This window comes from Blastopirellula marina, from assembly GCF_002967715.1.
GTDB lineage: Bacteria > Planctomycetota > Planctomycetia > Pirellulales > Pirellulaceae > Bremerella > Bremerella marina_B.
This window is the reverse complement of the sequence record NZ_PUIA01000085.1, coordinates 47,746-71,532: the sequence shown is the minus strand read 5'-3', so window position 1 is coordinate 71,532 and position 23,787 is coordinate 47,746. Positions and strand designations below refer to the sequence as shown.

Here is a 23,787-nt window from a genome sequence, read left to right as displayed (position 1 = left end):
GCGTCAGAATCATGACTATAGAAAATACCGAGGGAAATTCCTATTAGTCACGGCGGGAGATCGGCGGGGTTTTTTCATTATTTGTCGTCGTGATGCGGGGGATCCGTACGATCACCGTCGTGCCCTGGTCTGGTACCGAATCGATGGTGACATCCCCGTTCAGCTTTTCCACAACGTTTTTCGCTAGGAATACACCTAGCCCGGTACCAGAGCCTGGTTCTTTTGTCGTGAAAAATGGTTCTCCGATACGTGCCAGAATGTGAGGCGGCATTCCCATGCCTCGATCTCGGATCGAAACAATCAGACTGTCACTGGTTGAGCCCAGGTTTAGCTGAATCGACTGTTGGGCAGGCGTCGCATCGAGGGCATTTTTCACCAGCCCGCGAATGGCCTGCGAAAGGAGGTGAAGTGGGGCGCTGATTTCCACCTCAGGTATGTTGTGGTCGATATTGATGCGGCTTCTATGCTGGATATCCATCCTTTCGGTAACTTCTTCCAGGAGTTTGCCTGCTGTAAATCGAACGATCGGTTCTCCGGTTGCCTGGCCGGCATCGGTTGACATCTGATCCAGGATTGCTCGACATCGATCGAGTTCGCTGCGTATGAGCGAGATGTCCTCCTTGATCTCGGCGGAAACATCAACCTGGGTTAGTTCTCGCTGCACTTCCTTGGCCACCACGGCAATCGTGGCCAGTGGGGTCGACAATTCATGGGCAGCACCTGCCGCTAAAGTTCCCAGGGCCTCCAACTTCTCGCTTCGGGCCTGCTTCATTTCGTTCAGCCGCAGGTTCGCTTCTTTTCGCTGTAGTTCGACGTTTAATCGCGTCGTGAAGTACACAACGACCATGGCACAAGTGACCAAGGCCACCGCTGTTCCTGCTAATAAGTCGTGGACTGGGATGGTGCTTGTGGCCAGATGTTCAATTTTCCAACTGCCCAGCAGTGGGAGCGGATAGCTGGCCAAAAGCAGTAGGCCGATACATCCCACGGTAACCAAGGCCAGGATGCCCGTGTTTTTTGGGGTAAGCACGATCGCGGCCAAGGCCAGGTTCACCAGATAAAACACAGCGAATGGGTTGGTGATGCCTCCCGTGAAATAAAGCATTGCCGTCAGAAAGCCTAGATCCATCAACATGACGGCGAATAACAGCGTTTCCCAGGCTGCCAGGCTTTTCAGGTCACGAGATCGGAGAGACTCGAAAAGATACGTGAGCAGCAGGTTGCTACTCGCGGTTAGAAAAATAATCGTGGCCAGGGGCTGCCAGCGAATCTCGATGCCCAGCACGAACATGGCCGTCGCGATCGTGATCCATTGACCGAAAGCCGCCACCCAACGCAGCTTGATTAACCACGCCGTGTTAATCGTTAGTCGCGCCTTGCGCCCTTCCAGGAGGGGCAGCCCGTTATCAAAATGGGAAGTTTGCGGCATGAGGCGGGTAGCCAGCTTGTGGGTTAGAAGCGAAAAATAGAAGTAAACATGGCGATGCCTGCCTGAGGACAGATTAATTGATGAATGATTTCGCTCAAGATCCCAATCAACTTCGGCTTTCGAGATTCGGACTTTCCTGCTTTATGGCCGTCGTGGTCCTGATGCCGATTTCGATGCTGATTTTCCTATGGGTTTCCCTGCCCAAAAAGTCGGATAACCCGCTTCCGATCGCGATCCGTGTGGCGGAAGTCGACTCGGAAATGGCACTGATCGTGAAAAACGAGTCGGACAAACCGCTGGCCAGCATCGGCATCACGTTGAACGACGCGTTTCACTACTACAGCAAAGATGATCTTCCCGGCGGGCAGGAGATGACGATCGCATTGGGGGCATTTACCCGCAAGAATGGGCTTCGATTCGATCCGGAGAGCCACCAACTGACGGAAATCGGTGTTTACGCCAAACTGGACGACAAATCGCGTGGCGTTTGGGATCGACATTCCGACGAACTTCTGAAAGAGTTGCAGGCTTCATCTGAAGCCCCCGCCGAGAGCGAAACCACTGAGAATTGATGAATTTTCTCGCGTAAATCAGCAAAATCGCGATATCCGCCCCCAATTTTATCCCCCCTGGCAACTAGCCGCCTAGGAGAATCGGGGGCGTTGAGACATGATAGAGGTTTCCCTCGTTCGATTAGGCCGCCCCTGTAGGCAGGATCATGCACCAGACCGACAACATCAACGTTCACCGAATTGAAAAGCTGGCTCCACCATCTGAGATCAAGCGTGAGTTCCCGATCTCGGAGGCAGCCCAGGACTTTGTCTTCGAATCGCGTCAGCATATCCAGAAGATCTTGGCAGGGGACGAGGATCGCCTGATTGCCGTGGTTGGCCCATGCTCGATTCACAATGTCGACATGGCGATCGAATACGGTAAACGTCTGAAGAAGCTCTCTGACCAGGTTTCTGAAACGATGCTGATGGTCATGCGGGTATACTTCGAGAAGCCACGCACAACGGTGGGCTGGAAGGGGCTGATCAACGATCCGCACCTGAACGACACCTTCGACATGGTCGAAGGTTACCGACTGGCTCGCAAGCTTCTACTGACTCTGGCCGAGATGGGCCTGCCGTCTGCCAGCGAAGCCTTAGAGCCGATCACACCACAGTACATCGCCGACCTGATCTCGTTGGCCTCGATTGGTGCTCGCACGACCGAATCACCCACGCATCGTCAGATGGCCAGTGGGTTGTCGATGCCGATTGGTTTCAAGAATGGAACCGATGGCGACCTGCAAATTGCCCTCGATGCGATGACGTCTTCCAACGCACCGCACAGTTTCCTGGGCATCGATACCGAAGGGGCGACCTGCGTGGTTCACTCGAAGGGGAATCCTTGGGGGCACCTGATTCTGCGTGGTGGACGTTCCGGTCCGAATTACTCGCGTGAGTCGGTGGCCGAAGCGATTGCTGCTCTGGAAAAGGCGAACTTGCCGGCACGGCTATTGGTCGATTGCAGTCATGGAAATTCGCTCAAAGATCATACCCGTCAGGCAGGTGTCTTCCGCGACGTACTCGATCAGCGGATGGCTGGTAGCCGGGCAATTGCCGGTGTGATGCTGGAAAGCAATCTTTTGCCAGGCAATCAAAAGCTGACTGATGATCCCAGCACGCTTGCGTATGGCGTCTCGATCACCGATGCGTGCATTGGTTGGGACGAGACCGAAGAATTGCTACTGGAAGCTCACGAACGTCTCAAGTCGCTGGTCTCTGCCTAAGGCGACTATCGCATCGTGTCTCAGTTTGTACAAATCGCTGTGATGGCCGATCTTCCTGATCTAGGAGGAAGATTGGTTGTCGTGGACGAACAGTGGATCGGTCTATTCAAGACCGATCAGGGTGTCTTCGCAATCGATGCGATGTGTCCTCACGCGGGGGCCAATCTTGCGAAAGGGAACGTATGCGACGGCGTCGTATCGTGCCCAGTGCATCTATGGCGATTTCGACTTTCCGATGGGAAGTACCTCGATGCAGATGCCGATCGCTTCAATGTGAAGACATATGCTGTGCACATCGAAGGGGAGCAACTCTTGGTTGAACTCCCCGTAGTACCCAATTCGGTGCGGCTGATTTAGCCGGCGCTTGCCTTTTTCATAGCCGCTTCCACGGCTGCGTGCAGTGCGCCATTGGTCGCAATGATGCCCTGATTTTCAGAGAGCAGTGCGCCGCGCGAGAAGTCGAGGGGATGTCCGTGGATGTCCGTGACCGTTCCGCCTGCCTCTTCGATAACGAGCGATCCTGCGGCGTGGTCCCAGATCTTTTCGACGTAGCCAGCCTGCGTGGGAAGACGCAGGTAGATCTCTGCCTCGCCCCGTGCGACAACCGCATATTTGGCCTGGCTATCGAGTCGAACCGAATCCCGAGTGATGCCGAGTTCCGTGGCGATTTCCGACGACCAGCTGTGATCGCTATGTCCCGATTCGACCGATTCGCAGAACCGAGCATCGCGGCCGATGATGCATCCCGAGGTGGAAATGCGAGTACGGTCCGTAGGATCCGAGAGAGGCGAAACGTAAGCGCCTTCGCCTCGGATGGCGGTAAAGAGGTAACCGATTTCGTCGCTTTCAATCGTACCGAGGTTCGGGCAGGCCAGGGCCGCGACTTTCACCTGGCCGTCAATCAACAGTGCCAGGGCAATTGCGTATTGTTCGTTTCGCAGGAAGCCTTTGGTGCCGTCGATCGGATCTAACGTCCACGTACGAGGAGCTGGATCCCGCGAGATTCCTTGGTCGATCCAACTGAGAACTTGCTCCTGTGTTGCATCGGGAACTACCTTGGCGACTTCTTTCACCACGCGATTGAGCACCGAGACCTGGTCAGGCAGTCGAAGGGCCGCCGAGTCTTCTTCCGCGATCATGGGATCGTCAGGGAAAGCCTCGGAGATTGCCTTGCACACAACGGCCTGGCTGCCAAAGTCAGCGACGGTAACCGGGCTGCGGTCGTTTTTAGACAGTTCAACAAAATCTTCCGTCGACTGAATGTGGCGGCAGATCTTGCTGGCTTCGACGACAGCCTGAACGGCGACGCGAAGTTCCTGGGTGTATTGGCTATCGGCCATGAGGTTGGAATTCGGGGGCTGGAGGACATCCTTGCAGATCTCGGCTGGTCAGCCTACGATCGGCGGTTCCGCTTGATTACCAAGCAACTCCATATTTTAAAAAGTCTTACCGACGTTTCACAACACCCCACAGCTGACCGGCGGATAACCCGATGCAGACATACGAAGCTCAGTGCGTTCTCGATATTCAAGCTACGCTGGGGGAAGGGCCCTCTTGGGATGCCACGACAGGAAAATTGCTGTGGGTGGATATCGAAAATAGCCTAGTGAACCGCTTCAATCCAGGCAGTGGTGAGAATGAGTCTTGGACCGTCGAGAAAGAATGCAGCTTTGCGATTGCGACTTCGAAAGGGGATATGATCGTCGGCACGCGCGATGGGATCGTGCGGCTTAACCCCCAGACGGGCGAGGTCACGAAGGTGGTCAACCCAGACACCAATTCGCAGACCAACCGCTTTAATGACGGAAAATGCGACCCCAAGGGAAGGTTGTTCGCCGGCACGATATCCGACACACGCACGCCGGGTGATGCTAATTGTTACCGTTTCGATAGCCTGTTTAACTACGAAACGGTTGTTCCTGGGGTGGTAAACAGCAACGGCCTTTGCTGGTCTCCTGATCATTCGTTGTTCTATTACATCGATACGGCGACGCGGAAGATCGACGCTTTCGACTACCAGATTGAGACCGGCGAGATTTCCAATCGTCAAACCGTAGTCGACATTCCCGAATCGATGGGAATCGGCAAGCCCGATGGCATGACGATCGATCGCGAAGGGATGCTGTGGACCGGAATGTGGGGCGGTGCGTCGGTTTGCCGCTGGAACCCGCGTACCGGCGAGCTTATCGGAAAGGTAGAAATCCCTTGTCCGAACGTCACTTCCTGTTGCTTCGGTGGCGAAAACCTCGACGAACTCTATATCACCACACCTCGCAAAGGGCTTAGCGACGAGCAACTCAGGCAGTTTCCTCAGGCAGGCGGCATCTTCCGCTGCCAGCCTGGCGTGAGCGGTGCGACGACATACCTATTTGCCGGCTAAATTCGCTTGGCAAGAAGTGTATACGCATGTATACTTCCTGGCACCGTTCAAAATCCTTCATGCCGATGGTACCAGGCAATGGAATCTGCCCGAAAAATTGTGGGACGTGGGACCAGCGATAATCCCACCAATCGATTCGAGCGGCTGAGTGTTGCGCAGGATCTGGAGCATCTCGATCCAGCCGATACCGAGCAGTTCGCCGAACGGAAGGTGCCAACGGAGTACTTCGCGGATGTGACGCAGTCGCTCATTACCAAGAACGGCAGTCCCGACATTCCTTTTACCTACAGCTTGAATCCTTATCGGGGCTGCGCGCACGGATGCAGCTACTGCTATGCCCGGCCCTATCATGAGTTCCTCGGCTTCAGCAGCGGGCTCGATTTCGAGACCAAGATCATGGTCAAGAAAGATGCTCCGCAGTTGTTTCGCAATTTCCTGCGTAAGCGAATCTGGAAATGCGAAGTGATTGCCATGTCAGGCGTAACCGATTGCTACCAACCAGGGGAGCGTGAGTTTAAAGTCACGCGAGGATGCCTGGAAGTGTCCCTCGATGCTCGGCAGCCGCTTGGGATTATCACTAAGAATGCGCTGATCCTAAGGGATATCGATTTACTCGCAGAGATGGCCCGGCACCACTTGGTTTGTGTAAACGTAAGTATCACCTCTCTCGAACAAAAACTGACGCGTCTGATGGAGCCCCGGACGTCGAGCCCCGCGGCCCGGATTGAGGCGGTAAAGGAGCTTACCGCCGCTGGCATTCCTGTGAACGTGATGGTCGCTCCCATCGTGCCGGGGCTGAACGATACTGAAATCCCCGCGATTCTCGAAGCTGCTGCGGAATCTGGAGCCGTCAGTGCCGGCTATACCCTCTTGAGATTGCCGCACGCGGTGAAAGATATTTTCGTGGACTGGCTCAAGGAACATTTGCCAGAACACGCTCAGCGAGTTCGCTCACGCATTGAAGCTTGTCGAGGAGGCGAGTTGACCGATTCTCGTTGGGGGACACGAATGCGGGGAGAAGGAGTGATCGCCGCGACAATCGCTAAAACCTTTTCCCTTTTCCAGCGGCGTTATGGGCTTGAGCAGCGTATAGTTAAGTTAGATACCTCGCAATTTCGTGGTCCTGGCCAGAGTGGAAAATCGCAATTGCGAATGTTCTAAGTGAACGGGTTGAACTTGACTTCCGTAAAGGAATGGGAAGAATGCATAGATCAACTCTAGGACTCTCCTATCCATGCATCGACTTTTTCAACCAGTCCTGATTCTTATCCTTGCCACGTTTCTGGCAATTGGACCGGGTTGGTGTCGTATGCATTGTGCGGCAGCAAATGACTTTGGGGACTTTCCGGTTGCCACGTGCTGTCACGCGCCCAGTTCAACGACCCCGCAGCAGCACTCCCCGCCCAGAAGCACCGATTGCCGGTGCCAGATTCAACCAGTAACCAACGAGGTGCGTGGTCTTGTTGTAGACCATCCGGCACCGGTTTTGATTGGAAATGTCTTTTCAGCAGATGCTTCTCTCCAACCATCGATTCGCATGCCAAGTGTGGTTGCCTGGACTGGAACGGCATCTGTTCCGATTCACGTTCTGAAGTGTGTCTGGCGCTGTTAACGGTGCTCTGTCGACCGCCACTTTCTGTCTTCTAATTTTTCCCCTGGTCGACGTGCGCGGAAAGTCCGTGACGCGCTGATCCAATAGACACATTTCATCGACATTTAAAAATTAAGGACGTGACGATGATCACTAAATTTGTATTCGGTTCTCTGTTGGCACTCGGTCTTGGTTTCGGCGCGTTGGCCGTTCCTGGTTCGGCAGCATCGTCGGCACCCCAGGCCGACTGTTGCACATTAGGGCTGGCATGCTGCGAAACGCAGGAAGCTTGCTGCCTGGAAGCCAAGCCAAGCTGTTGTGCGGAAGGCCAGGCTTGCTGTGAAGCAGTTTCGGCTTGCTGCAGCAAATAGGGCTGATTTAAGCAATCAACTGGAATAACCAACGGCCCCTTTTCTTGGTTTCGGCCTCGAAAAGGGGCTTTTTCTATGCAAATGCAGTGCGCTTGGTTGAAGCCGGCAGAATAGGCAAGGATAATAAGCATCCCTCTCCAAGCCCCATCCACTCACTCAACTTAGGAGTTTCCTGCTCATGCAAAAATCGTCGCTCATGCTCGGTCTGTTGCTATTCTGTTTCACGGCAACCGTTCAGGCTGAAGAAGGTTGGATCGAACTGTTCAACGGCAAAGACCTGACCGGTTGGACCCAGAAGAACGGCACCGCGACCTACGAAGTGAAGGACGGAACGGTCCTAGGCACAACCAAGACCGGCAGCCCCAACTCGTTCCTTTGCACAGATGAAGAATACGGCGACTTTGAACTTGAGTTCGACGTCAAGGTTCACGACAAGCTGAACTCCGGTGTTCAGATCCGTTCGCAAACCAAGGGCAACACCAACGACGGTCGCGTGAACGGCCCCCAGGTTGAAATCGAATCAGGCCCAGCCGAAGCAGGCTACGTCTACGGCGAAGCAACCGGTCGTGGTTGGTTGACGCCAGAGGAACGACTCAAGAAGCATCCGCACTTCAAAAACGGTGAGTGGAACCACTTCCGTGTCGTTGCCAAGGGGCCTCGTATCCAAACCTGGATCAACGGCGAACCAATCGAAGATCTGACCGACGAAGAGATCTACAAGACGCATCCGAAAGGTTTCATCGGTCTGCAGGTTCACGGCATTGGTAAAGACCAAGGTCCTTACACTGTGCAGTGGAAGAACATCAAGCTGAAGAAACTTGCCGACTAGTTTCACGGTAGCTTGTTTGCTAAATCAATGAGAAGGCCGTTCCACTTGGGACGGCCTTTTTTCGTTGAATGAGGAAACACCACCGTGATTGCCGCACGACCAAAAGGATTAACCGCCTCCTGTTCGCGCATGATGCCAGTATTTCGGATTGTGCAAGGAAAATGCGAGTGAAAGGGGCGAATCTCCGGCGTTAAAGCCATTTTTCCTGAAGTCTTCCAGCGGATTGGCATGCTCATTGCCATTATCGTTTCTCAACTCAATTCGTGAATGATCGTCATTCGTCGACGAATGATGAATTCCAAAAGCGTTCGCAGCGGTGTTTGTGCTGCTGCGATCACGAATAGGAAATGCCCCCTTCTTACGAGAAAGGAATTTGAAATGAAGATTTCGTCCAGAAACTGGATTCTTGGATTGGTCGCGGCGACGGGCCTTGCATTCGCTGGCTCACTTAATGCCCAGGATGTTGGCGGCACGATCGATGCCGCTGGTGATACCGCAAGTGGTGAGGTTGAAGCTTCCGGAAACGCTGCTGCTGATGCCGTACCCGCTGCCACTGGTAGCGCTGAGGCTGGTGTTGAGGCCGCTGCTGACACGCCCAAGCCTAACACTCCTGATATTACCGATCCACCGAAACCAGTTGTCGATGCCAATGTTCAGTCTGACCTGGATGCCGCTGCGGAAGCACCTAAAGCAGACGTAGAGGCCGGTGTCGATGCAGATGCTAAGATGTCTCCACTATCGACTCCGCAAGCACCTACCCAAGGGTTAACGGATTCGCTTGAAGGTTCGACGAAAGCTCGAGTCGATTCGTCGGTTGATGCGAATGCACCGAAGTTGAATGCTGACCTTCCAGTCGCCCCAGCGGAGGCCGACATTGACGCCAATGTTGATGCCAACGTCAAAAGTCGAACTGACGTCGACGACAATCTGGATGCGAATTCGCGTCTGGATGCCGACGCGAGGCTAGACGCTGACGGTCGTGTCGATGCCCATGTGCGTAACCGCGGCGACATCGATCGTAACAGCGACCGAACGGCTCGCTGGCGTTTCAAGAACCAGAACGGTGTGTGGTGGTATTGGACGCCTGCCAATAGTTGGATGGTTTACCGTAACGGCGGTTGGGTCCACTATCATGGTCCAGGCTACGGACACGGTGGTGCTTGGTACGATAACTACCAACCACGTCAAACCACCGGTTATCGTGGAACGCAGTACAACAATGGATACTATTACCGCGATAACGACGGAATGCGGTTCTACTACGACAACGGTCGTCAGTACTACTACGATAACAACGGTCGTTACTACTTCGACGGTAGCAACCGCATGTACGATCGCCGATTCGCTGATCCTGACGTCCGCCGTGGTGCTGGCATCGGAGCTGACATTGGCGGAGCCATTGGTGGTCAGCAAGGTGCCCAGATCGGCGCTGGCATTGGTGCCGCGGTTGGTGCGGGTCGATAGTAGGGTAGTTTCGCAAATTGCATGAGAAAGCCCCGCGAAGAGCACTCTTCGCGGGGCTTTTTTCTGTTGTCAATCTGTAATTAGTTTTGCATTCCAAGCGTAAGCGACATGGGCTTGTTGCCACGGATGAAATCGATCTTCACCTTCTTGCCAGGCATGCAGTTTTGTGCACCGTAAGCTAACAAATCCGTTTCGCGGATGAGGTCAGACTTGCCATCGAAACGGACCAGGATGTCACCCTCTCGGAAGCCTGTGTTTTTGGCCAATGCATGCTTGCCATAGCGGCCGACCGAACGAATATGCAAGGCCATCTTGTTGGGATCGGTGATCCCCGCACGCTCACGTTGTTCAGGGGTCGCTTCTTCCAACTTCATGCCTCCCAGGATCATTCCCCGCATGGGCCATGCACCAACGCGCCATGAAAGATCGTCTTGTTGCCTCCAGCCTTGGGGGAGCTCGATTTGTTTCAGGACGTGCTGATCGTCACGCACAATATCGGCCTGGATTACGTCCTGGTCCTTCGCATGATGAAGCACCCACTGGATGTCCGCGATCGATAGAATGACTTGTCCGTTCAACGCAAAAACGCGATCGCCTGCCTGAAGCCCAGCTTTTTCGGCGATCGAACCCGAGGTGATTTCTTTAAGGGTATTCATCTCGCTTGGATCGATGATCATCCCGATTGCTTTGGGGTGCGGGTAGGGGAAGAGATACTCATCGGGAATTGCTTTCCCTCGGTCGCGAAAGAAGGTCTTTTGGGCGTCCCCAATCTGGTGGCAATGGATGCAACTTTTGACGACGTCCCCTTCGTAATTCAGCGAATCGGTGTATTTGTCCTTGAGCGAAGGGAACTTCTCAGGCGAGGCAAACAGAGGCGTGTCTCCATGTTTGCCGGCGAAGTAAGCCTTGTTTCGAGGATAGTTGGCGTGTAGCTTAAGTCCTGCGTCGAGCGCCTTGGTGAGGCCTTCAATCGAGACGTCGCTTGTCCAATCGGTGCGGTGCGAGCGAGTACCAAAGCGGCCATAGATTGTCTTGTCGGCGTTCATCAGAAAGACGGCAAACGATTGATCGTAGTCGTACTGAAAGAGATTCAGGTCGAGTCCGTTGGTGCCTACGATCCGTACGCGAACATATTGATCCAACAGCGGCCGCAGCACGGGGTCTTTCTCCATGATTTCTTCGTCGAGTTTGACGCACTCTTCGCAGGGAATGCAGCGTAAAACAACCAGCATCGGTTTGCCGGTCTCTTTGGCTTGTTTGATCCCTTCTTCAAACCCGTTGTAAATCCAGTAGCCATCCGAGAGGACCTTCTGGCGGTCCCCCAAGACTTTTTCTTCGCGGGTCAGCTTTCCTTCTTCCGCTACGAGTGGCAAGCCGCAGATAAGGCCGATTACGAGCGCGCAAGCGGAACGTGACATGAGATTCATCGAGGATCTCCGATAGACAAGACGAGTAGGTTTTAGAATTGAAAAGTGGCAGAGCCCGTTATCCTACAGACCCTAAGCTATGGCATGGGATTTCGAAAGCAGTACAGTCCATTCACGCTTCTAACGTAGAGTGAGTCGTCCAGGGGAACGGCTGATGCCTGAAACCCGGATGGGAAGTCGGCCTGGCTGATCTCGACGTACTCTTCCGGCGATGCTTTGAAAACGGTCACGTGTCCATCATCGGTAAACGCGTACAGATTTTCTCCAGCGCACGTGAGCGCAGCACGATAATTGCCGCCGATACGTTTAAGCCAATCAACGTCTCCGGTCTGGGCATCGCGGCAAGAGACGACTCCGTCGTCATCCAGCATGTAGATCTTGTCTTCAATGAAGACCGGACCGGGACGCAGTGGTACCCCTTTGCCGGCAGTCCATTTCACGTGGGTCGCGGTAACGTCGCCGCTGCCGGATGGGTCGACTGCCACCAACAGGTTCTTACCATGACCAGGGAAGATGTAGACCAGCCCGTGGCGATAGATCGGACGGATGGCCGCATTCATGCCGCCGTGTTGCACGCTCCACAGGATATCGCCGGTTTCGGGATCGAACGACTGCGTCTCGAACGCACTGGGATAAATCAACTGTCGACGTCCATTATGGTCGATCAGTAGACCCGTTCCGTACGCTTTCATCCAGTCGCCGTTGTCGGTGTTGTACTTGATGTTGCGATCGGTCTTCCAAACGGTCTTGCCGGTCTTCTTATCCAGGGCAACTACGTACTGCACATCGAAGCCATCGAACGCTACGTACATGTTCTTATCGTCAATAATAGGGGACGAAGCAGGTCCGCGATGATGATCGCAGGGAAGGTCGCGTCGCTCCCACAATTTCTTGCCGGTCTTGGTGTCGAGACAAGTCGTACCATAGCGGCCGAAGTGAACGTAGATGCGTCCCTCTTCGATGGCCGGTGTGCAAGAGGCGTAGCTGTTGGTCAGGTGCGCTTCATCGACTTCGTCGTTCTCGAACAACAGAAGGTCGAACAGTTTCTCGCCGGTGTTGCGGTCGTAGCAGAGTGCGGATTGCTTCTTACCATCTTCGGTGGCGGTCGTGATCCAGAGTTGATCTCCCCAAACGACCGGAGAAGACCAGCCTCTGCCGTGTGGTTCGGCCTGCCAGGCAATGTTTTTCGGGTCGCTCAGGTCGGTCGGAACGTTGGCCGAAAAGTTGGCTCCATTCCCATCCGAGCCACGAAATTCAGGCCAATTGTTGTCAGCCGACAAGGTGTTCCACGAAAGCAGTGCTAGGCATAAAGAAAGGTAAATCGGCAGACGCATTCAGCAATACCCTTAACAAGGTTAGAGCGGGGAGGATCATTGCGCAAGGCGGAGGGAAGTCACATTATCGCCAGCATGCTCTAGCCGAGTCAACTCAAATGCCCTTCATTCAGAGGACATTGCATCTACAATAGCGGGAACAGAGAAGAAGCATTAACGCACCATCAAGAGGCATTCCGGTGGAATTTGAAGGTTACATTTTTGACTTGGACGGCACATTGGCCGATACCATGCCAGCCCACTACTTGTCGTGGCGTCAGATCACGCAGAAGCATGGGCTGGAGTTCTCTGAGGATCGCTTCTACTCACTTGGGGGAGTTCCGACGGAGCGTATTTTCAATATTCTGGCCGAAGAGCAGGGCAAGACGATCAATGCCGCTGAATGTGCCCACGAAAAAGAGAATGCCTTCGTTGACCTGATCTCGGAAGTAGAGCCCATCGAGCCGGTCCTGGAAGTCGTTCGCTTGAATCACGGGAAAGTGCCGATGGCCGTTGCGACCGGGGCCATGCGATGGGTGATGGAACGGATTCTCAGTCAGTTAGAGATCACCGACTATTTCCAAGCGTTCGTATGCTCGGAAGACACTATGCGTCACAAGCCGTTCCCGGATGTCTTTTTGGAAGCGGCCACGCGGCTGGGGGTTGCTCCGGAAAAGTGCTGCGTCTACGAAGATGCTCAACTCGGAATCGAAGCAGGTCAGGCGGCCGGAATGCACGTGATTGATGTCCGAGAATTTCACACCCCACGGCGGATCACGGCCGGGGCTTAGTTGCTGTTAAAATTCATGCTTACCAACATCTATCATCACAAAATCGATGTCGTAACCGACGATATCGACGTGCAGGGGCACGTCAATAACCTCGTCTACTTGAAGTGGATGCAAGATGCAGCCGTGGCTCATTCTTTGGAGAAGGGATGGGGGCATGACGAGTATGGCAAGTTAGGTTGCAGTTGGGTCGTTCGGGCCCATCAAATCGAATATCGCTACCCAGCGTTCGAGAACGACCAGTTGGAGGTTGTTACCTGGGTTGATTCGTTTCGGCGTGCTTCGTGTGTTCGTAAGTACGAAATACGCCGAAAGAGCGACGACAGGATTCTCGCCGTCGCACAAACCAATTGGGCGTTCGTCGACCTGGAAAAACGGATGCCGGCTCGGGTTCCCCCCGAAGTCATCGAAGCCTTCAAATCGGACCCCCTGGCTCAAACGTCGTAATGCTTCCGAAAGCTAGAGTGTGCAAATGTTAGGTCGTAGGATGGCTACGACGTCTTCGGCGATAGCCATCTTTAAGCTACTCGAACTGTGAAAACTCGTCACCGTAGAAGATTGGGGCCTTGCCCCAATCGGGTTCATATTCCCCATGCGCGACAAAACGGTGGAATGAGGACCAAGGCCAATCCTTTACAGATGTAACGACTCCATGCTTCAACGGATTGATATGGATGTAGTCTGCGCAACGTTTGAGATCTTGCTCATTCGGAATGAGATGCTCGTAGAATCTACGCTGCCAGACGCTGTACTCTTTTGGCAAACGCCCGCGCTCAATCGACGAATCGTTGGCTGCAAGTTGCTGCGAAAAGCGTCTTTTGATGAGCCTTCAACGCGTAGAGAAATCGTCATCTTTCTGGGGTAGCTGCCAGATCGTGTGGAGATGGTCAGGAAGTAGCACGAAGGCAAGAATATCGAAGGGACGTTTGCAACGCACGTTCTCGATCGATTGGCGCAGGATTCGGCGAGAACTGGCAGTTGTAAGTAGCGGTCGTCTTTGCGCTGTGACCAGAGTGAAGAAGTTGATTCCTCCTGGTTGTTTAGCTCGAAGATATCGCCCCATTGAACACGCTCCGCATTCAGCCTAACACTTGGCATAAATCTCGGGATTCCAGCCAGGCCACTTTGGGTGGAGCAAGCAAACCCATCCTACGACCATTTTTTTAGTTTTATTTCACCCGAATGCCAAAGCATTTTGTCCATACAATCCGCATTTTCTGATTTCTGCGGTCAATTCTTGGAATCGAAGCTAAGGGGTTCCTATACTTAGGGATAGGTTTCTTTTTCCCTACCTTGCTGGAAGTTGCCGGTGCCGAGCCACAGCCACAATAAGCCGCATTACGCGTCGCTTATCATCGCAGCGATGATAACGATGGGTAGTTGCGTGGTGGCTCAGGCCGAGATCTTTCATTTGTCCAGTGGTGGGACGGTCGAAGGGAAGCTCCTGAATCCGGATGAATCGCCGCGATCGACCTTCCAAGTCCAGACCGATAGCGGGACGCTCGTTCTGGGGCGAACAACCGTGCGCGAGGTGGTTGCCTTCTCGGCCCAGTTGAAGCAGTACGAAGAGTTTCTGCCCCGCATGCCAGACACCATTGAAGGCCAATTTCAGATGGCCAAGTGGTGCGATCAAAACAACTTGCCGGAAAAACGCGACTACCACTACAACGAGATCCTCAAACGCGAGCCTGACAACGTCGAAGCACGTAAGGCCTTGGGGTACGAGCGATTTCGGAACAAGTGGATCATTCGCGAAGACTGGATGCTCAGCCAAGGTTTTGTTCGCGATGGTGGACGCTGGCGGTTTCCGCAAGACGTCAAACTAGCCAAGAACGATCAAGACATCGAATATCAACAAATCGAGTGGCGGAAGCAGGTGAAAATCTGGCGGTCGTGGCTCAAGCGTGGTGGCGAGAAAGCCCAGGAAGCTGCCCGAGAACTGCAAAAGGTCAACGACCCTAATGCCGGTCTGGCCGTGATTGAGACGCTGGAGGATGAAAACGTCCCAGCCGTGCGAGAACTGCTGGTGGATGCCCTTTCCAACATCAATACACCACAAACCACTATGGCCCTGGTGAAGCTGGCCGCGAACGATCCCAACGACTCACTCCGCGATCGAGCAACGATTGGGCTTGAGAAGCGAGACAATCAGGTTGCCGTTAGCTATCTCATCGGACAACTGAAAAGCTCTGACAATCAGGTTGTGAACCGCGCCGCGATTGTCTTGGGGCGACTCAAGCACCCTGCGAGTATACTGCCGCTGATGGATGCCCTGGTCACAACGCACAAGTTTCAAGTGACCCGCGGCACGCAGCCAGGTCGAACGAATGCCGCGTTCGATAGCAACGGCGGAGGTGGCATGTCATTCGGCCAGGAAAAACCCCGGATCATCGAGCAAGACCTTCAGAATCAAGGGGTCCGTGTGGCCCTGAAGCAGGTCCTCGAAGAGGAAGTCGACTACAACTTCGACGAAGCCGCCTGGAAGACCTGGTTCGCCAACAAGAAGATGCCGCTCAACGTCGATCTTCGACGCGACTAATCGGCATTAAGCTTTTGCGAATCGCTCGGCCTGTTGACGGATGTCGACCCCGACCATTTCTTCCCAGGCAGCAATCAAACGCTTGAAGATTGGACCCGGTTTACCCACGCTGATCGGCTTTCCGTTCCATTGATTGCACGGCACGATGCATGGTGAAGTACTGGTGAGTAAGACCTCATCGGCGGTCGCAAAGTCTTCCGGCGTAAGCTGCCGATGCGTAACCGGAATAGCCATTTCGTCGGCCAATTTTTCTAGCGTTGCGATGCTAATACCAGGCAGCACCAGATCGGCCGGTGGAAGCTCGAGACCCGTATCGGGGTGATATTTGGCGATGTTGGCCGTAGTGGCTTCCATCACATATCCGTCTTGATCCAACAAAACGGCCCTCGCGTCGGGGGCTTCACGCTTGGCTTCCAGGTCGGCCAGGTAATAATGCACGCGCGAGCGGACCTTCAATTCCCGCGGCCAGCATTCGACGGGCGTTTGACGTGTTTTAGGGACGATAAGGGGCTGTCCCGCTTCGTACAGGTTGGCAAACGTCTCGAACGCAACCATCTGTGTATGAACGGCCAGACGCCCCGTTTTGTGAGGACGATACAGCTGATCCATTGAGCCAGGCGTCACGAAGATCGTAATGCCCAAATCCGCCCCCGCAGGCAGTAGCGGATAGTTGTGCTCGATGATTTGATGAATCACATCGGTGAGTGACTGGCGCGATTCAGGCGACTGGACATCAACAATCTCCAGACTTTTCCAGAGACGATCGAGATGCTGTTCCAGGCGAAACACTTTGCCGTTGAACGTGCGACACTGCTCGGCGATGGTCGTGCCCAGCTGAAACCCGGCATCGTTCAAGGGAATGGTAAGTTCACTGCGTGGAACCCAGGTCCCTTCCCAATAAGCGATCGGCTGAGCCACAGTCGTGTCCTTTCAAAGCGGAAATGCATTGCGATCGAACGTCGTTACGATCGAGTCGAGCTTACCGCAGATGACTGGTCGGGGGAAGTTGCCGAGTCGTCATCTTGTGGGGTTGTGGTCAATTGAACCAGGTTGCCCGGTTGAGACTTCGCACCACAGCCAGAACCACAGCCCCCACCGCATGCCCCGGCAGCCCCTTGGATGCCACGAAAGATCGTCCAGCCAATATAACCGGCGGCCGAAGCGACGATGACCATTACGATTAAGTTCTGCCACATGGAAAACTCCTCGGTCCAATCGTTGCCAGTCGGTTCACAAAGTCAAATTCATGTTTCTAGTTAGTAGCTAATTCAGCAGTATCGCGGCGGATACCTGGTAGGTGATCAAGGCACCTACGTAGGCGAGCACGGTCATATAGACGAAGGTGAAGATTGGCCATTTCCAGCTGTTGGTTTCTCGCTTGATCACTGCCAGGGTGGCAGCACACTGGGCACATAGGGCGAAAAATACCATGATCGACAAGGCCACCGGAATGTTAAACACGTTCTCGTCGGTGCCTGCCCACTTGGCATCCTTGATGGTTTCGCGGAGCGGGGCAGATTCTTCGTCTTCATCGCCACCCAGGTTATAGAGAACGCCCATCGTGCTGATGATCACCTCTCGAGCCGGGAACGAGGCGATCGCGGCGCTGCCGATTTTCCAGTCCCACCCCAGCGGCCGGACGATCGGTTCGATCCAGTGACCCGCCATGCCAAGAAAACTGCCGCGAAGCAGCTCGCCGTCGATCTGATTATTGATTTCAGTCAGACGCTCTTCGATTTGTTCGGCTTGTTCTTCGCTGGCACCTTCTAGTTGATTTTCCAACTGGGCGATCTCAGCGGCAAACGGAGCCGTGGCTGCCTCTTCGTTGCGTGGGAAATACGACAGGGCCCACACGATGACAGTCATCGCGAAGATCAGCGTTCCGGCACGTTTGACGAACGCCCAGCCCTTTTCCACCATCACCATCAACACGCCGCTAATCGACGGGAACTTGTAGCTGGGAAGCTCCATCACAAACGGTGGCGTTTCGCCTGGCAGGATCGTTCGCCGCAGCACGAATGCCACGCCGACGGCCGCCAAAATCCCCAGCAGGTACATGCTGAGCATGACCAGCGTGTGTAGCGAGAGGACCCCACCGATTGTTTCGTCGGGAATGAATGCCGCGGTCAGCAGCACGTAGACCGGCATACGAGCACTGCAGCTCATCAGCGGAGCCACCAGGATGGTGATCAGGCGATCGCGGCGATTCTCGATCACGCGCGCGGCCATGATCCCGGGAATGGCACAGGCAAAGCTGGACAGTAGCGGAATGAACGACTTACCGCTCAGACCAATTTTGCTGAACAAGCGATCCATCAAATAAGCTGCCCGGGCCAGGTATCCGCAGTCTTCTAAAATGGCGATAAAGAAGAACAGAATGCAAATCTGAGGCAAGAATACCAACACCCCCCCAACGCCAGCGATGACGCCGTCGATAAGCAGTGATTTAAACGCCCCATCGGCCAGGTTGGCATCGACCACTCCGGCGATGATCTCGAAAAACCCTTCGATGTACCCCATCAGGTTTCCGGCTACCAGGTCGCTGAAAACTGCCTGGAACATAAGGGTCATGATCAAGATAAAGAAGACCGTTCCACCAATGCGATTGGTCAGAACCCGATCGATACGGTCGGAGAGGGTCACCTTGCGGGTTGCTTCCCGAGTGACGATTCCATCGAGAACGCCTTGAACCCATTTGTATCGCGAGATCGCTTCAATAGCAGGTACCGGCTGGCCAAGCTCGGCCAGTTGATTGCGGGATTCGACAATCCAGTTGTGCAGGGCCCGGCCGCCGCTGGTAAGCTCTTTCTCGAGGTAACCGCTCGTGTCTAGCAGTAGACGTTCGGCCAGGTATCGGGTTGCTTTCGCATCGTGCTCTTGAAGCTTGGCATGCAGTTGACCGACCTTGTCGCGAAACTCTTCCGGGAAAGGGCTTTCGACCGGAATACTTTCTCGATACAGCAAAGCAACGATCGAATCGCGCAATTGATCGAGCCCTCCGCGGCGGTTGGCCTGGGTGGACACGACCGGCACGCCCAACCGCTGTGCCAGCTGGATGACATCCACCGATATCCCTTTGTCCTTCGCGATGTCCCCCATGTTCAGGGCTACTACGGTCGGCAGGCCGAGTTCCTTGACCTGGCTGACGATGTACAAATTGCGTTCGAGATTACTGGCATCGACAATCACCAGCACGGCGTTCGGCTTGGCTTCGTTGGCCTGTCGACCAAGCAGAACGTCAACCGTCACCATTTCGTCTGGCGATCGCGGAGCGAGACTGTAGGTGCCAGGCAGGTCGATCAGTTCGACTTTCTGTCCCTTATGCGTGAATGAACCGTGCTTCTTTTCGACGGTCACTCCGGGGTAGTTGCCGGTCTTTTGACGGATGCCAGACAACGCGTTGAAGAGGGTCGACTTGCCGGTATTAGGGTTTCCGACCAGGGCGACGTTCAATGTTCGAGCAGGTGCGTCGACAGACATTCAGTGGACTATTGGGGTTGGCTGCGTTGGGGAATCTGAGGGAAGTCGCACTTGGCAACAGGCAGGGCGCGAGGACGGTATTTGTTGAAGAACTAACTCACGAGTTCCACCAGGTCGGCTTCCGTCTTACGCAGGCTCAGGTGGTAACCGCGAATCTCCACCTCTAAGGGATCGCCGAAGGGGGCCGAGCCGATCATCTTCACGCTGCAGCCAGGAGTCATCCCCATTTCCATGAGTCGCACGGCCGCCACGTTAGTGGCATCGATCGAGGCGATAACGGCTTCCTGGCCGACCGCAAGCTGCGACAACTTCGACATAGTGCTTAGTCCGTACTGACCAGAATATTCAAGACGTCCGATTGTCGAAAACAGAGCTTCGACTGTCCTACACGCACGATGCAGGGACTGCCACTTTGAAGCATCTCGACTTCCGTTCCCGTCTGAAGACCCATCTCGGCCATGCGCTTGACATCGTCCTGCCCACCAACGACTTGCGAAATCCGCACAACGGACCCAGGTTGAACCATGTTAAGGGGGATATCGGGGAACATCTCTTGCCTGCTAATTGAGAGTAATTCTCATTAGAGAAATCTTAACTGAGTCAGGCCTCTGTGGCAAGGTGCTGATTTGTGCATAAAAACCCTAGGGAATTACTTGGTTTAGTCGTTTGAACCGCTCTTCCTCATAAGCATCAAGGTCAAACGCTTCTTCCGTAAAGTACGTGCCGCCTATGTTTAGCCCAAAGCAGCAATCTTCCCCTTGGATAATGCTGTACCCGTTGCCACAGCTATGGAAACGACCTTCCATGCCTGTGTCGTGCTCAACCGCGTCGAGAAGTTGTTGCAGCGTTACGGTCTCGTCGGGGAGGTGGACAACTTGGAGCTTCTGGGCGTCAGGAAATGAGAAGTTGATCGTAAATTGGCGGTCAACGTTTGAGCTTGAAGTGAGGTAAGCTAGTTCGCCAAGCTCGATTCTCTTCAAGGGGAAAGTCTGCTCGCGACCTAGGTATTGAAGTTTCGTCTTAGTAGGCTCGTACGATGCGGCGGCGTAAACAATAGCCGCAAAGGTGCACGCTCCTACGAGATTCCCAAAAAGCGGTAGAGCAGGAAGACGCTTGTCTCGCCGTGCATTCGAACGCATATGGAACAAAATCACCCAAACCAACGGTACGAGCAGCATGAACATGATGTTCAGGACAAACACCGTGCCAAGAATGATGGGCAGCACGATGTCGAAGCCGATCGAAAGAGAATGTCGCGGCATGAAATTCACCAGGCAAAAACCGTCTGAACGACTGGCCAAACTCAGTTCGATTTCACCATCTGCACCATCGCTTCTCCAAACGCGTGACCGATGTTAAAGAACGTGTCAGCCCGGCCGTAGTAGTGATACCCGCCGTCGAATGACTCGCCGTCACTCACGATGTAGGGGCTCGTTTTTACGAAGGCAACGTTCCCTTTGAATTCCGGCAGTTTAGATACGTCTTCCTGCATCTTTCGAAACGCGAAATGTTTTTCCGCATAGCGTTTCTCCGGCTCGACTCCTTGTTGGCCTAGTTCGCCGATCACGATCGGCAGATTCGGGGCATCCAGGTCCTTGCGAACATCACGAACGAGGTTCTCCAGGTTCTTCCCGTACTCGTCCATCTTTTTCTGGTCGATAATGTCGTTGAAGCCTTGGAAGAAGACGAAGCCGGAAAGTTCGTAGCCATCTTCCTTGTTGTAGTCGGGGACAATCTTGTCGATGCCAGTCAACGATTCCTTCACGATGCGAAGGGTATCGCGGTACGCTTCGCCGTACGTTTCTTCCGGCAGCGGTTCAAGTTCTTTCGTCTGCTTGTTGCGCTGGGTGTAGTCCCCTTTGCCGGAGCTTGGTGGACGAAAACGAACCGCCAATGCTCGGCCTCCCCAGGCACACTTGATGATCAACACCTTCTCATCAAATGCATTGCCAACAACATGCCCGAACTCGAGTTCCGGGCCAAAGCGATTGGTCGGAGTGCCGTACCCCAGCCCCAGTTTGCCTTGTCCGCGGTCGTCGTTGTACTTGATGAATACGTCGTTGCGTTCCACCCAGCCGTTGTCGTCACGCAGGTGCTGATAGGCCTTGGCCGTGGCGGGATCTGCGAGCAGTTGCTCCAGATGCGAGATCGCCCCTTTCCCTTCCATGTTCGATTGACCGCACAGGATAAAGACTTTCACGGGAGCGGCGATCGCCCATGAGCTGACGCCCAGAGCGAACAACATGGCCAAGACCATTGCGGAACGTTTCATAACGAGATCTCCAGGCATCGGGGCGAAGGGCTACGGTGTGATCGGTTTCGGCTTTCCCGCTGGAACAAGCTGTTGTCCATCCTTCTCTAATTGAGCTTTGAGCAGCGGATAAGGCAGGTCTTGTAATGCCACCTTCTGATCGATCGCCAAGGCTGCGGCGGTTGCCGAGCTTTGACCGAGGATCATGAAGACTGGCTCCATGCGGATGCTGCCGAAGGCAATGTGGGAACTGGACAAGCAACAAGGGACAAGCAGGTTCGCGGTTTCGCCACGCTTAGGAATCAGCGAACGAAAACTGACGGCGTAACTGCCACCGGTGGCGACTTGCACATCCCCTTCATTCTGCACAGTCCCCTCCGCAGTGACAAAACGCTGCACGTTGTGCGAATCCATATTGTAAGAGCCCAGACCGACGCTGTCGTCACAAATCCGCAGCCGCCGACAATCGTGTTCCGTTTGCACATAGTCGGAAACCATCCGCCTGGCCTCGCGTACGTAGATCTGATAGGGCCAGTGATCGTTATCGGCGAACTCGTCCTTGGCTAGTCCCCACTGCGACATCTCGTCGCGCACCTCTTGGGGAACGCGGGGATGGTTGGCCAGGGTCCACATCAGCCCTTGCTGGTAAGTCAGATGCTGATGCAGGATGTTCTTTCGCTGCTCATAGCTGGCTTCAGGGTAGTCGTAGTTCATGCCGATGTTGTCGGTCGAGAACGCTCCGTTGTTGTTCGTGTCGGTCTTGCCGTTCGGGGCCGGAGCCGGGTGCAGCGGCACGCGCGGATCGCCAGCTTCGTAGTTGCGGAAAAGAAGCTCGTAGACACTTTCGTCGTAGCCTTCTGGCTTGGCAAATGGAACGCTGTTTTCAGGAACCAGGGACATGCACATGCGGTAGCAATAGGCTTGCACGCGATTGTCGGCAGACCCTTCCTCGCCTGGTCCTTGGTTATGAACACCCCACACCAGGCCGCTGCTGGGGTCGCCTGGCTTCACGTACGGATCAACGGCCACACGGAAGCGATGGTTCTTGGTGTTCTGAGCCACCTCGACTCCATTGCCGACTTCGCCATACTTCGCGTTACTTTCCCGCCCGATGGTATACGTCACGCCAGCGGCGGCCATCAGGTCCCCTTCATAGGTCGCATCAATGAACATCTTGCCGGCCAGGGTTTTGCCGGAGAGGGTTGTGATCGAGGCGATCCGCTGACCATCCATGCGGACTCCTTTCTCGCGATCGAGCCACTCGTCGCGGAGGACTTCGATCTTGCTCTCAGCAATGAACTGCTCGAACACGTTTTCCGCAACATGCGGTTCGAATACCCACCATGTTTCGTTCTTCGGATCGGATGCTCCATGGGCTTCCCGCTGGGCCAGGTAGGCCTCCGGCGTTTGATGCGGCCACGCCTGAGCCTGGGCATAGTGCAGGTAGACGCGATGGTAAAACTCCTTCGCGATACCGCCGATAGCATTCTGTCGACCGCTATCGGTTCGTCCCAAGCCGCTACTGGAAAGCCCGCCCAGATGCGTGTCCGGGCTGATGATCACGACCGACTTACCCATCTGCTTGGCCTGCACCGCGGCAGCCACTCCGGCACTCGTTCCGCCGTACACAACCAGATCGTACGACGGTGCCTGCTGAGCATATCCGGAAGACGGATAGAGCAACAAAGCAAAGAGCAGGGCGATAGAGATGTTACGTGGTATCATCTTAGGCGAGGTCCAGGCTGGGAAATGAAACAGGGGCAGTGAAGAAAAAGAGGAGACGTTACTTCCAACTGAAGTTGGGATAGATCACTTCAAATAGTGTCATGTATTCGACGATGATTGTCACCACATAAAATACCGACAGCCACTCAATGTAGCGGGGAGGAATGAGTTTGAAACCTAATGCACAAGCTCGACCGATCGTGACGGCGATGGTCATGGGAACCATCGGGATAAACAAGATAAACCCAAGTATTCCCCCAACGAATTGAGGGAGCATCATTAAGAGAGGTAGCATGGCGTAGGGAAGCAGGAGCGAGCACCACGCCAGAATTCGCAGAGCCGACAGCGAACTGACTGGCTTCGCTGCCGGTTGCGGCGGAGCATACGGGTTCGGTTCTGCTTCGCTCAAATGAGGCTGCCTCG

Annotated in this window: 25 protein-coding genes and 1 pseudogene; 11 read left to right on the top strand and 15 right to left on the bottom strand. The window is 54.4% G+C overall.

The genetic code is table 11. The features are described 5' to 3' along the window. Positions 1-43: 43 nt before the first annotated feature. Positions 44-1,429, bottom strand: coding sequence for an ATP-binding protein (locus tag C5Y96_RS25295; RefSeq protein WP_105359236.1), 1,386 nt, complete (start codon positions 1,427-1,429; stop codon positions 44-46). 80 nt (positions 1,430-1,509) lie between these two features. On the opposite strand from C5Y96_RS25295, the gene C5Y96_RS25290 reads away from it, so the two are divergent. The 3 genes from C5Y96_RS25290 to C5Y96_RS25280 all read left to right on the top strand — a co-directional run bounded on the left by C5Y96_RS25290 (position 1,510) and on the right by C5Y96_RS25280 (position 3,563). After that, entirely contained in the window at positions 1,510-2,001 is a 492-nt protein-coding gene (locus C5Y96_RS25290; protein WP_105359233.1) for a hypothetical protein, read from the top strand. Positions 2,002-2,147: 146 nt separating this feature from the next. Beyond that, positions 2,148-3,206 (top strand): 3-deoxy-7-phosphoheptulonate synthase, encoded by a 1,059-nt coding sequence (locus C5Y96_RS25285; protein ID WP_105359231.1) that lies wholly within the window; start codon positions 2,148-2,150, stop codon positions 3,204-3,206. 15 nt (positions 3,207-3,221) lie between these two features. Next, positions 3,222-3,563 carry a Rieske (2Fe-2S) protein gene (locus C5Y96_RS25280; RefSeq protein WP_199188795.1) on the top strand — a complete coding sequence of 114 codons (342 nt, stop codon included), beginning with the start codon at positions 3,222-3,224 and terminating at the stop codon, positions 3,561-3,563. Here C5Y96_RS25280 and C5Y96_RS25275 read toward each other — a convergent pair. Then, positions 3,560-4,546 (bottom strand): 3'(2'),5'-bisphosphate nucleotidase, encoded by a 987-nt coding sequence (locus C5Y96_RS25275; protein ID WP_105359227.1) that lies wholly within the window; start codon positions 4,544-4,546, stop codon positions 3,560-3,562. The genes C5Y96_RS25280 and C5Y96_RS25275 overlap by 4 nt on opposite strands. A gap of 152 nt (positions 4,547-4,698) precedes the next feature. Here C5Y96_RS25275 and C5Y96_RS25270 point away from each other — a divergent pair, with 152 nt between their 5' ends. The 4 genes from C5Y96_RS25270 (at position 4,699) to C5Y96_RS25255 (ending at position 8,377) form a co-directional block, all read left to right on the top strand. Next, positions 4,699-5,586 (top strand): SMP-30/gluconolactonase/LRE family protein, encoded by an 888-nt coding sequence (locus C5Y96_RS25270; protein ID WP_105359225.1) that lies wholly within the window; start codon positions 4,699-4,701, stop codon positions 5,584-5,586. Between the two features lie 78 nt (positions 5,587-5,664). After that, entirely contained in the window at positions 5,665-6,747 is a 1,083-nt protein-coding gene (locus C5Y96_RS25265; protein ID WP_105359223.1) for a PA0069 family radical SAM protein, read from the top strand. Positions 6,748-7,323: 576 nt separating this feature from the next. Further along, on the top strand, positions 7,324-7,548 hold the full coding sequence (locus tag C5Y96_RS27190) for a hypothetical protein (RefSeq protein ID WP_146115807.1): 225 nt from the start codon (positions 7,324-7,326) through the stop codon (positions 7,546-7,548). Between the two features lie 178 nt (positions 7,549-7,726). Further along, positions 7,727-8,377, top strand: a complete 651-nt coding sequence (locus C5Y96_RS25255; protein ID WP_105359219.1) for a DUF1080 domain-containing protein — start codon at positions 7,727-7,729, stop codon at positions 8,375-8,377. A gap of 2 nt (positions 8,378-8,379) precedes the next feature. Here C5Y96_RS25255 and C5Y96_RS25250 read toward each other — a convergent pair whose 3' ends face one another. Further along, complete coding sequence (locus C5Y96_RS25250; RefSeq protein ID WP_105359217.1) at positions 8,380-8,613, bottom strand: hypothetical protein; 234 nt, start codon at positions 8,611-8,613, stop codon at positions 8,380-8,382. A 142-nt stretch (positions 8,614-8,755) separates the two neighbouring features. Here C5Y96_RS25250 and C5Y96_RS25245 point away from each other — a divergent pair, with 142 nt between their 5' ends. Further along, on the top strand, positions 8,756-9,841 hold the full coding sequence (locus C5Y96_RS25245) for a hypothetical protein (protein WP_105359215.1): 1,086 nt from the start codon (positions 8,756-8,758) through the stop codon (positions 9,839-9,841). A gap of 80 nt (positions 9,842-9,921) precedes the next feature. Here C5Y96_RS25245 and C5Y96_RS25240 read toward each other — a convergent pair whose 3' ends face one another. Continuing rightward, positions 9,922-11,259, bottom strand: coding sequence for a Trx7/PDZ domain-containing (seleno)protein (locus tag C5Y96_RS25240; protein WP_199188794.1), 1,338 nt, complete (start codon positions 11,257-11,259; stop codon positions 9,922-9,924). Positions 11,260-11,345: 86 nt separating this feature from the next. Continuing rightward, complete coding sequence (locus C5Y96_RS25235; protein WP_105359211.1) at positions 11,346-12,602, bottom strand: PQQ-binding-like beta-propeller repeat protein; 1,257 nt, start codon at positions 12,600-12,602, stop codon at positions 11,346-11,348. A 179-nt stretch (positions 12,603-12,781) separates the two neighbouring features. On the opposite strand from C5Y96_RS25235, the gene C5Y96_RS25230 reads away from it, so the two are divergent. Beyond that, entirely contained in the window at positions 12,782-13,372 is a 591-nt protein-coding gene (locus C5Y96_RS25230) for an HAD family hydrolase (protein ID WP_105359209.1), read from the top strand. A 15-nt stretch (positions 13,373-13,387) separates the two neighbouring features. Beyond that, entirely contained in the window at positions 13,388-13,816 is a 429-nt protein-coding gene (locus C5Y96_RS25225; protein ID WP_105359207.1) for an acyl-CoA thioesterase, read from the top strand. A 76-nt stretch (positions 13,817-13,892) separates the two neighbouring features. On the opposite strand, the pseudogene C5Y96_RS28235 reads toward C5Y96_RS25225, so the two are convergent. Then, a pseudogene (locus C5Y96_RS28235) lies at positions 13,893-14,432 on the bottom strand (REP-associated tyrosine transposase). A 309-nt stretch (positions 14,433-14,741) separates the two neighbouring features. On the opposite strand from C5Y96_RS28235, the gene C5Y96_RS25215 reads away from it, so the two are divergent. After that, positions 14,742-15,908, top strand: coding sequence for a HEAT repeat domain-containing protein (locus tag C5Y96_RS25215; protein WP_158261423.1), 1,167 nt, complete (start codon positions 14,742-14,744; stop codon positions 15,906-15,908). 6 nt (positions 15,909-15,914) lie between these two features. Here C5Y96_RS25215 and C5Y96_RS25210 read toward each other — a convergent pair whose 3' ends face one another. The 9 genes from C5Y96_RS25210 to C5Y96_RS25170 form a co-directional block, all read right to left on the bottom strand. After that, the gene (locus C5Y96_RS25210) at positions 15,915-16,826 is read right to left on the bottom strand and encodes an aminotransferase class IV (protein ID WP_105359203.1); all 912 of its coding nucleotides are present in this window, start codon (positions 16,824-16,826) and stop codon (positions 15,915-15,917) included. Positions 16,827-16,870: 44 nt separating this feature from the next. Next, complete coding sequence (locus tag C5Y96_RS25205) at positions 16,871-17,104, bottom strand: FeoB-associated Cys-rich membrane protein (protein ID WP_105359201.1); 234 nt, start codon at positions 17,102-17,104, stop codon at positions 16,871-16,873. 67 nt (positions 17,105-17,171) lie between these two features. After that, positions 17,172-19,388 (bottom strand): ferrous iron transport protein B, encoded by a 2,217-nt coding sequence (gene feoB, locus C5Y96_RS25200; protein WP_105359199.1) that lies wholly within the window; start codon positions 19,386-19,388, stop codon positions 17,172-17,174. Between the two features lie 92 nt (positions 19,389-19,480). Then, the gene (locus C5Y96_RS25195; protein ID WP_105359197.1) at positions 19,481-19,705 is read right to left on the bottom strand and encodes a ferrous iron transport protein A; all 225 of its coding nucleotides are present in this window, start codon (positions 19,703-19,705) and stop codon (positions 19,481-19,483) included. Between the two features lie 5 nt (positions 19,706-19,710). Next, positions 19,711-19,938: a ferrous iron transport protein A gene (locus C5Y96_RS25190; protein WP_105359195.1), complete on the bottom strand. Its 228-nt coding sequence runs from the start codon at positions 19,936-19,938 to the stop codon at positions 19,711-19,713. A gap of 91 nt (positions 19,939-20,029) precedes the next feature. Then, complete coding sequence (locus C5Y96_RS25185) at positions 20,030-20,650, bottom strand: hypothetical protein (RefSeq protein WP_146115806.1); 621 nt, start codon at positions 20,648-20,650, stop codon at positions 20,030-20,032. 41 nt (positions 20,651-20,691) lie between these two features. Beyond that, on the bottom strand, positions 20,692-21,660 hold the full coding sequence (locus C5Y96_RS25180) for a sialate O-acetylesterase (RefSeq protein ID WP_158261422.1): 969 nt from the start codon (positions 21,658-21,660) through the stop codon (positions 20,692-20,694). A 30-nt stretch (positions 21,661-21,690) separates the two neighbouring features. After that, entirely contained in the window at positions 21,691-23,364 is a 1,674-nt protein-coding gene (locus C5Y96_RS25175; protein ID WP_105359189.1) for an FAD-dependent oxidoreductase, read from the bottom strand. Between the two features lie 58 nt (positions 23,365-23,422). After that, a complete protein-coding gene (locus C5Y96_RS25170) occupies positions 23,423-23,773 on the bottom strand; it encodes a hypothetical protein (RefSeq protein WP_105359187.1) in 351 nt (116 codons plus the stop codon). Positions 23,774-23,787 lie beyond the last annotated feature (14 nt).

Bases quoted from the DNA above. Each gene is read 5' to 3' on its own strand.
- C5Y96_RS25240 (WP_199188794.1), bottom strand. From the start codon at position 11,259: ATGTCACGTTCCGCTTGCGCGCTCGTAATCGGCCTTATCTGCGGCTTG.
- C5Y96_RS25190 (WP_105359195.1), bottom strand. From the start codon at position 19,938: ATGTTCCCCGATATCCCCCTTAACATGGTTCAACCTGGGTCCGTTGTG.
- C5Y96_RS25195 (WP_105359197.1), bottom strand. From the start codon at position 19,705: ATGTCGAAGTTGTCGCAGCTTGCGGTCGGCCAGGAAGCCGTTATCGCC.
- C5Y96_RS25205 (WP_105359201.1), bottom strand. From the start codon at position 17,104: ATGTGGCAGAACTTAATCGTAATGGTCATCGTCGCTTCGGCCGCCGGT.
- C5Y96_RS25250 (WP_105359217.1), bottom strand. From the start codon at position 8,613: ATGAGCATGCCAATCCGCTGGAAGACTTCAGGAAAAATGGCTTTAACG.
- C5Y96_RS25270 (WP_105359225.1), top strand. From the start codon at position 4,699: ATGCAGACATACGAAGCTCAGTGCGTTCTCGATATTCAAGCTACGCTG.
- C5Y96_RS25255 (WP_105359219.1), top strand. From the start codon at position 7,727: ATGCAAAAATCGTCGCTCATGCTCGGTCTGTTGCTATTCTGTTTCACG.
- C5Y96_RS25245 (WP_105359215.1), top strand. From the start codon at position 8,756: ATGAAGATTTCGTCCAGAAACTGGATTCTTGGATTGGTCGCGGCGACG.
- C5Y96_RS25175 (WP_105359189.1), bottom strand. From the start codon at position 23,364: ATGATACCACGTAACATCTCTATCGCCCTGCTCTTTGCTTTGTTGCTC.
- C5Y96_RS25235 (WP_105359211.1), bottom strand. From the start codon at position 12,602: ATGCGTCTGCCGATTTACCTTTCTTTATGCCTAGCACTGCTTTCGTGG.
- feoB (WP_105359199.1), bottom strand. From the start codon at position 19,388: ATGTCTGTCGACGCACCTGCTCGAACATTGAACGTCGCCCTGGTCGGA.
- C5Y96_RS25185 (WP_146115806.1), bottom strand. From the start codon at position 20,650: ATGCCGCGACATTCTCTTTCGATCGGCTTCGACATCGTGCTGCCCATC.
- C5Y96_RS27190 (WP_146115807.1), top strand. From the start codon at position 7,324: ATGATCACTAAATTTGTATTCGGTTCTCTGTTGGCACTCGGTCTTGGT.
- C5Y96_RS25215 (WP_158261423.1), top strand. From the start codon at position 14,742: ATGGGTAGTTGCGTGGTGGCTCAGGCCGAGATCTTTCATTTGTCCAGT.
- C5Y96_RS25265 (WP_105359223.1), top strand. From the start codon at position 5,665: ATGGAATCTGCCCGAAAAATTGTGGGACGTGGGACCAGCGATAATCCC.
- C5Y96_RS25295 (WP_105359236.1), bottom strand. From the start codon at position 1,429: ATGCCGCAAACTTCCCATTTTGATAACGGGCTGCCCCTCCTGGAAGGG.
- C5Y96_RS25290 (WP_105359233.1), top strand. From the start codon at position 1,510: ATGAATGATTTCGCTCAAGATCCCAATCAACTTCGGCTTTCGAGATTC.
- C5Y96_RS25275 (WP_105359227.1), bottom strand. From the start codon at position 4,546: ATGGCCGATAGCCAATACACCCAGGAACTTCGCGTCGCCGTTCAGGCT.
- C5Y96_RS25285 (WP_105359231.1), top strand. From the start codon at position 2,148: ATGCACCAGACCGACAACATCAACGTTCACCGAATTGAAAAGCTGGCT.
- C5Y96_RS25225 (WP_105359207.1), top strand. From the start codon at position 13,388: ATGCTTACCAACATCTATCATCACAAAATCGATGTCGTAACCGACGAT.
- C5Y96_RS25180 (WP_158261422.1), bottom strand. From the start codon at position 21,660: ATGAAACGTTCCGCAATGGTCTTGGCCATGTTGTTCGCTCTGGGCGTC.